Source organism: Xenorhabdus sp. PR6a (assembly GCF_028599065.1).
In the GTDB taxonomy this organism is placed as follows: domain Bacteria; phylum Pseudomonadota; class Gammaproteobacteria; order Enterobacterales; family Enterobacteriaceae; genus Xenorhabdus; species Xenorhabdus doucetiae.
On sequence record NZ_JAQRFJ010000178.1, the window covers coordinates 1 to 939 of the forward strand.

1 protein-coding gene is annotated in these 939 nt (G+C 43.5%); it reads right to left on the reverse strand.

Going from position 1 to position 939, the window contains the following annotated elements; all coding sequences use genetic code 11:
- Positions 1 to 180 precede the first annotated feature (180 nt).
- A partial coding sequence (locus PSI15_RS18170) for a TauD/TfdA family dioxygenase (protein WP_273584748.1) occupies positions 181 to 939 on the reverse strand: 759 nt, incomplete at its 5' end.

A 939-nucleotide genomic window follows, 5' to 3' on the forward strand; every position in this document is an offset into this window, starting at 1 on the left:
GCGATCAAACTTGGCTATTCACATGTTATCTCTAACTCGTTTCTGGACAAAAGTGAGTCAGATGTTTTGCTCTGGTTTAGACGGTTTTGATTAGCCTGCTGCTCGGATGGTTACCAGTAACCTATATTTTGATCACTGGTAACCTTTCTTGTCACGCCGATGAGATTAATCGTTTTTCTTTTACATCACTTTCAATGGGGAAAATACACGTTCCTGAATCGCTGTGAATGATCTGAAATTCCAGAGATTGCGAGCAACGAATATGCGTTGAACCCAGCGGAAGGCTCGTTCATTTTCATCAAAAACCGGTTGAAATTGATCCCGCGAGTGAAGTGTGAAACTATTATTGATTAACAGAAGCCGCCCTGGGCAGACCTGTACACCAAAGGAGACTTCACGAATAGCTTGATAAAGATTATCTAGCGCAAGCTTTGCTCGTGGATTAGCCGCAAGAACCATATCAGGATAAAAAGCGACCGTTACGCGAGGAGCAAAAAGTGGCCCGGAAAGAATAGGAACTAAATCGGTGTTATCACCTTGTATAGATGAAACACCACGCCAGCGATAGGGAACACGAATAATGTAATGTTTACTGTAAAGATATTCTATGTCTTCCTGAGATAACTTATCCAAAGCCCTTCGGCAATCTGAAATTCGCGTAAACGGTCCACCTTCTGGCTCATTACGGATTCCAAGGAGCAGCAAGGCAAAAGGTGACGTGTCTCCTTCTGGCATATATGCTTGCGCAGCATTCTCGATATGAAAATCAAGTTCAACTTCAGAACCCAGGCCTGTAAATTGTCGAGTTGTTTCTTTATGAGGTGTAAGATTATTTACCAGTTCTAGCCCTTCATGCGCAATAGAATAAGGTTCTCCAGCGAGTACGCCCAAAGCAACAAGCACATTCTCGCTCGAGTACGCCCAAAGCAACAAGCACAT